Below are 5,273 nucleotides of genomic sequence, written 5' to 3'. Positions count from 1 at the left end.
GAGATCGCCACACTCGCCGCAGCAGGACTCACGAACAAGCAGATCGGCGAACGGCTCTACCTCTCCCCCCGCACCGTGAGCACCCACCTGTACAACCTGTTCCCCAAACTCGGCATCAGCTCACGAGCAGCCCTACGCGACGCACTCGCAGACCCGCCGCCCACAAACGCCTGACGAGGCTTCCGACGGAGGCACGGGCGAGGGCAGGCCCGCGCGGGCGGTGGCGTTGCTGCGGGCATACCTGTCGCTGGACCGCAGGGGAAGCACCGGGTCGGCCGGCTCGACAACGCGCGTCTCCCGGGCACCGTGGCCGCGCTGCGCTCGACGACGTGACCGCCCTCGCGCGCAACGCGGAGGTGCCCGGACCGCTGCTGCGGACGGCGGTCAGGCAGTTCGTGGGCCGCGCCCCGCCCGAGCAGCCCACGGTGGGCGGGGGGTGTCTGGTGGTTCGAGCTGCGAGGCGGACCTGCCAATGCAAACCGTGCAGTTGCCCACCCTCGGGCAGGAGGCACGCATGGCTGGCACGCTCTTCTTCGAAAATCTGCGACAGCGCGGCGAGGATTTCGTTCTCGACGCTGCTTGGGCGCCCCTGGCGGAGGCTAGGCAAAACAGAAACCGGCGCCTCCTGCGGCCTTTCCTCATCCGCAATCCCCAGCACTACTGCGGAACCCACGTGCTACACCGCACTCCACCTCGTACCCCACGTGGGTTCCCTGTCGTCCAGAGTCAGGATTCTGCGAACCTGCGCGCTTCTGACCGGGGCGTGTAGTAGGTAGTAGTCGAGTTCCACCGGGTCCGGTTGGGCGAGGCCCCGCGCGGCCTGGTTCGGCTGCCGGTGGCGAACGTGACGTCGCGGTAGCCCAACAGGGCGAACAGCAGGTCCAGTTCCCGACCCATGGGCCCGTGGCCTTCGGGGTAGTAGTACTTGGCGACCACGCCCTGTCCTCGCCCAGGAACGGCCGCTGGAGGAACTCCTGCACCCGGGCGGGCAGGTTCCCGAACACACCCAAGTCATGTGATCGCTTGCCGTGGCGACTGATCGGAAGAGCGCGGTCAGGGGCTCCCGAACCAGCTCACGGCAGGGATCACCCCGGCTGGCCCGGGCCCTGATCAGAACTGATTCCATGGGTCCTCATCAGCCCTACGTCCTCACCATGCTGCAGCCCGAGTGGTGGACCGTCCTGGCAACCTTTCTCGGGAGCTGCTGCGCACTCGTCCGTCTAAACCCCGCCCGTCGCACGTCGACTCGCGCCTCGACCCCTGCGCCGACACCACCCAGCCATCGGCACCACCTTCCTGACCTCGGGTATCCCGAGTCTTATTCGAGGTACTTGGCCGGAAGCGGACGCCGGACCGCCGAAAACCTCTCCGGACGGCGGAAGATCGCGAGTAGCGTCCCCGCCATGACGAACACCCCCTGGCAGCCGTTGCCCGTGCGTCTCGGACATGCCGAACCCGAGGACGCGTTGTACGAGGGCGTGCCCGCGCACCTGTACGGACCGCTGGTGGGGTGGATCACGATCAGGGTGAACGAACCCACCATGCGACGGGTCTGCCGACGCCTACGGATTCCCGTGAACTCGGGAGCGTCAGCCAAACAGCAACTCGTCAACCAGGCTCACGACATCACGTTGCTGTACGGCGTCGATGCCGCCCTCCATTACGGGACGTTCACCTATGACGCCCTCCACGATCTCGGGGACATCCTGGACGACTGCGGCTCGGCCTTCCGCGTCAACGACACCAACGACGGTCTGGAGCATCGCGTCGATCCCGCCGTTCGCGAAGCGGTGACCCACGCGATCACGGACGCCCTGGCCCAGCCGACCTCGGGTTCCGCCGGGGAACACCTTGCGGCTGCCTGGACGGCCGCCTACGGGATCCAGCCGGACCCGGTCAGCGCATACAGCCACTGCATCAAGGCCGTGGAATGCGCCGCACACGCCATCGTCGAGCCCAACAAGGACAGGGCCACCCTCGGCACCATGCTCGGCGCGCTCAAGAGCATTCCACACAAGTTCGACCTCAACATCGCGACGGCGGCCGGGTACGCCGATCCGATCGAGGCTCCGCGGACGATGATGCGGCTGCTGTGGGACGGCCAGACCTCGCGCCACGGCAAGCAGACCCCCACCCGACCCGAGACTCTCGAAGAGGCCCGCGCTGCCGTCCACGCGGCGGCGACTCTTGTGCAGTGGTACGTCTCGGGAGCGATCACCCGGCTTCCTTAGCTTCGGCTTCTGGCCTCGGATATCCGGAGTCTTATCCGAGTCAGAACACCGAACCGGGCGCCACATCACCGGGAACGTGGCCCGCCCATGTCCTGGTGGCGCAGCGGGCGGGCGCGTTGCGGTGTCCCTATTCAGGAAGAGGCAGGACGGCATCCGGAGCATGGGCCACCAATCGGTGGCCGGTCTAGCTGACTGCGGACAGTGGCGGGGCGTGTCCGACTCGGGGTGGGGGTTGGACGTACAGCGGCACGGTGATGTCGGGGATGTCGTCGCGGCGCACGGCCTCGATCGCGGCGCGCTCGTAGTCTTCGCTGGACGCGTAGCCGGCGATCAGCGGATGCAATCGCTTCGCTCCCCGGGGCCCGATGACGAGGTTGCGTTCGCGCAGGGTGCGCATGCTGCGCGAGACGGTGACCTGGCTGAGCCCGAGGGCGCCGGCCATGTCGACCTGGCTCTCGACGATCAGGCCGCCGGGCTGCTGGACGGACTGGAGGCGGGCGAGGACGCGCATGGTCGCCGGCGGGAGGTCCAGGTCCGGGAGTATCGACCACAGCGCGGTCGACGAGTACAGCATCACGTTGTGCTCCTCTTCCTGCTCCGGGGGGCGGGCATCTCGGGGACGCAGACCTCGTCGGGGAACCCCGACTCGAGGGCGAGGGCCCGGGCGTCGGCCAGGGTCGTCCGTTGCGCGTTGCCGTTGCCCATGTTGGCCAGCAGCGGGTTCACCTGGTATACCCCTCGCCGGACCTTTCGCACCCAGTTCAGGGCGCTCAGGCCGGTGAGTTCGGTCGACACGGTCGACCGGGGGATGGTCAGGGCGTCGGCGATCGACTGCTGGTTCATCCCGACCAGGGACTCCTGCTGGCGTCCGATCATGAACAACATGATCGCGCACTGCCGCGGCGAGACGACCCTCGCGGCGACCGACTTGGCCAACACGTTCGCGAGGTAGTCGTTGCTGACGAGGCTGAAGCCCTCGTCGCCCAGCATGTGGTGCGGGGACCGGTAGTGAAGGTCGACCGAGACCCGCTCGACGGCGGAGCGGGAGACCTTCGGGGCCTTGGTGACGATCGCCTCGGTGATCGCCTGGCCCAGGCTCACCCGTCGCGGCGACTGGCCGGGGCCGCGGTTCGGCGTTTGGGACGGATCCGTCCGCAGTGTCGGTGGTGCGGGGATCGGGCGTACGGGCTCGGTCACTCGGGTCCTCCCAGGGCTCTCACCTCAGCGACCCTAGCGATCTTTACCCCCACGGTTATGGAACTTGCCCCCCACCGTTAAGTCGTGTCGCGATGTGTCGAGACGGACTCGACACATCTCCCGGCGATGTGTCGAACCCGGCCGGTACTCGACACATCGCCGACGTCAACGCCGACGCACTCCACGAGAAGTTAACCCCCACGGTAAAGTCACGCGGAGATATGTAAGCCCAGCACGACACATCCTCCTGAGATAGTCGCAACAGCTACGACATACCGTTCTTCAAATCCCCTGGTCAGGCGCTGTTTTCGCGGTTTTGCCTCTATAAGAACCCGACCCACGCAGTCCGCGGCCCACGCGTCCCACGCATGTTCCCTCCACCCGAAACACCCCGGCGGCAGTACCGGATCGCCCCCGGGCCCGTTCGGAACACTCGCTTCGGCCTGCGCCTTCGGCGGCCGCCGTGCCGTATCGCCTGTCGGCGCCATGGCACGCGGGGCGCGCCATCGGGGGGCGTTCCGCCGCCCCCCGATCCCCCCAGGCGGTTCGTGCCGCCCCGCAGGACCCCCGTTCCCACCTGGGTCGTGTCCCGCCAGTTCGGGCCGGCGTTTCACGTGCCCGCGTTCGGTCGGGCCGGTGAGCATGATCGAAGCGGCTCTGACGACGTTGTTCGGCAGGGGTCGACTCGACGGGTCGTCGGGTCGGTGGACGGGCGGGTTGACTTCGCACGGTCGCGGCGTCTCACCCTGTCTGTCGGGACGAGTTTTGGGGACACCGAGCCGAACTTCTTCCGAGGATCGGGGGACATCGGCCGTCGTGTGGCGATCCCGCCTGCCGACGTTGTTCTCCCTCCGGTGCACGGCCTCAGTCGACGTGTGCGTTCCGTGCCTGGTTCACGAGAGACGCGAACTCGTCCGGGTCGATCGTCCAGGGAATTTTGATCGGCTCGGACACGGCGGCCAGGATCGCGTCCCTCTTTTGCCAGGACACAGGGGACGGGAACGCGATCACACACCGGGAATCGAAGGTTCCCGCGACCCAGACGAGTTCCAGCCCCGAGTCGACCGGTCCCACGGGACCGCTCAGGCACTCGTTGGTGGTGAACTCGGCGACCGGAAGGCCTTCCGGATCCAGCAGCGTGAACCGGATGTCGTCGATTGTTCCGTCGCGTTGCCTGACCACCCATCGCCGGCACGGCCAGACCTGCCACGGATGCCGAAGGGCGGGCAACGCCCAATTCTCGCGGTCCGGCTGTGGTTGCCCCCAGCAGCAGATCGCGAAGAGGAGCCACGCGCAGACCAAGCCGATCACGGCGAGGCCCCAGACGATGGTGTGGACGTACACCGCGATCCCGATCGTGCCCACGATCATCAGGCCGAGGCACACCGCCACGCTTTTGAACCCGACCAGCTTGCGGTGATACCCCGGATCGACGGTCCGGTCGGTCCGTGCCCGACGCTTGCGGTCCCAGTCCTCCCACCGCCGGGAGATCTCCGCGAAGAGTTCCGGTGACGCCTCGCCGGCGGGTCGGGACGAGACCCGGTACCCGAACCCCGTGGCCTCCGCGCCGCCCCCGGCGGGGAGGCTCGACCGGGGTTCGGACGTCGGGGCCCCCGGTTCCTCCGCCGTGACCTGCCTTGCAACCCGGGCAACGGGTGTGTGGGAAAGGGCAGACCGCCCGGGTTCTCCCTGGCTCAGGATGTCCACCTGCCGGCGCAGGACGTCCACTTCCCGGCGCAGGAGTTCGATGATCGCGCGGTGTTCGGCGAGTTCGCCTGCCGTTTCGCGGGCGTAGTCGGCGGCGGCGTGGAGCCGTCGGTCCTGTTCGCGAACCCGGTCGCGCAG

The 5,273-nt window shown here is 68.0% G+C and carries 6 protein-coding genes; 2 read left to right on the top strand and 4 right to left on the bottom strand.

The features are described from left to right. Positions 1–174, top strand: a 174-nt coding sequence (locus GT354_RS51810) for a helix-turn-helix transcriptional regulator (protein WP_161365454.1), incomplete at its 5' end; no start/stop codon positions are given. 552 nt (positions 175–726) lie between these two features. Here the strand turns inward: GT354_RS51810 and GT354_RS51805 are convergent. After that, complete coding sequence (locus GT354_RS51805) at positions 727–936, bottom strand: hypothetical protein (RefSeq protein ID WP_161365453.1); 210 nt, start codon at positions 934–936, stop codon at positions 727–729. 467 nt (positions 937–1,403) lie between these two features. On the opposite strand from GT354_RS51805, the gene GT354_RS55530 reads away from it, so the two are divergent. Then, on the top strand, positions 1,404–2,231 hold the full coding sequence (locus tag GT354_RS55530; protein ID WP_237536290.1) for a hypothetical protein: 828 nt from the start codon (positions 1,404–1,406) through the stop codon (positions 2,229–2,231). A 184-nt stretch (positions 2,232–2,415) separates the two neighbouring features. Here GT354_RS55530 and GT354_RS51795 read toward each other — a convergent pair whose 3' ends face one another. From GT354_RS51795 to GT354_RS51785, 3 genes are all read right to left on the bottom strand, one after another. Then, a complete protein-coding gene (locus tag GT354_RS51795) occupies positions 2,416–2,808 on the bottom strand; it encodes a helix-turn-helix domain-containing protein (protein WP_161365451.1) in 393 nt (130 codons plus the stop codon). Further along, positions 2,805–3,332 carry a replication/maintenance protein RepL gene (locus tag GT354_RS51790; protein ID WP_161365448.1) on the bottom strand — a complete coding sequence of 176 codons (528 nt, stop codon included), beginning with the start codon at positions 3,330–3,332 and terminating at the stop codon, positions 2,805–2,807. Before GT354_RS51790 ends, GT354_RS51795 begins: the two co-directional genes overlap by 4 nt. A 960-nt stretch (positions 3,333–4,292) precedes the next feature. Further along, a partial coding sequence (locus GT354_RS51785) for a hypothetical protein (protein ID WP_161365446.1) occupies positions 4,293–5,273 on the bottom strand: 981 nt, incomplete at its 5' end.

It is taken from the genome of Streptomyces sp. SID3343, from assembly GCF_009865215.1.
Lineage (GTDB): Bacteria > Actinomycetota > Actinomycetes > Streptomycetales > Streptomycetaceae > Embleya.
The sequence above is the reverse complement of the archived record's forward strand: the minus strand, read 5'-3'. Positions and strand labels throughout refer to the sequence as shown.

Excerpts from the sequence above, each read along its gene's own strand:
- GT354_RS55530 (WP_237536290.1), top strand. The coding sequence starts at position 1,404 with ATGACGAACACCCCCTGGCAGCCGTTGCCCGTGCGTCTCGGACATGCC.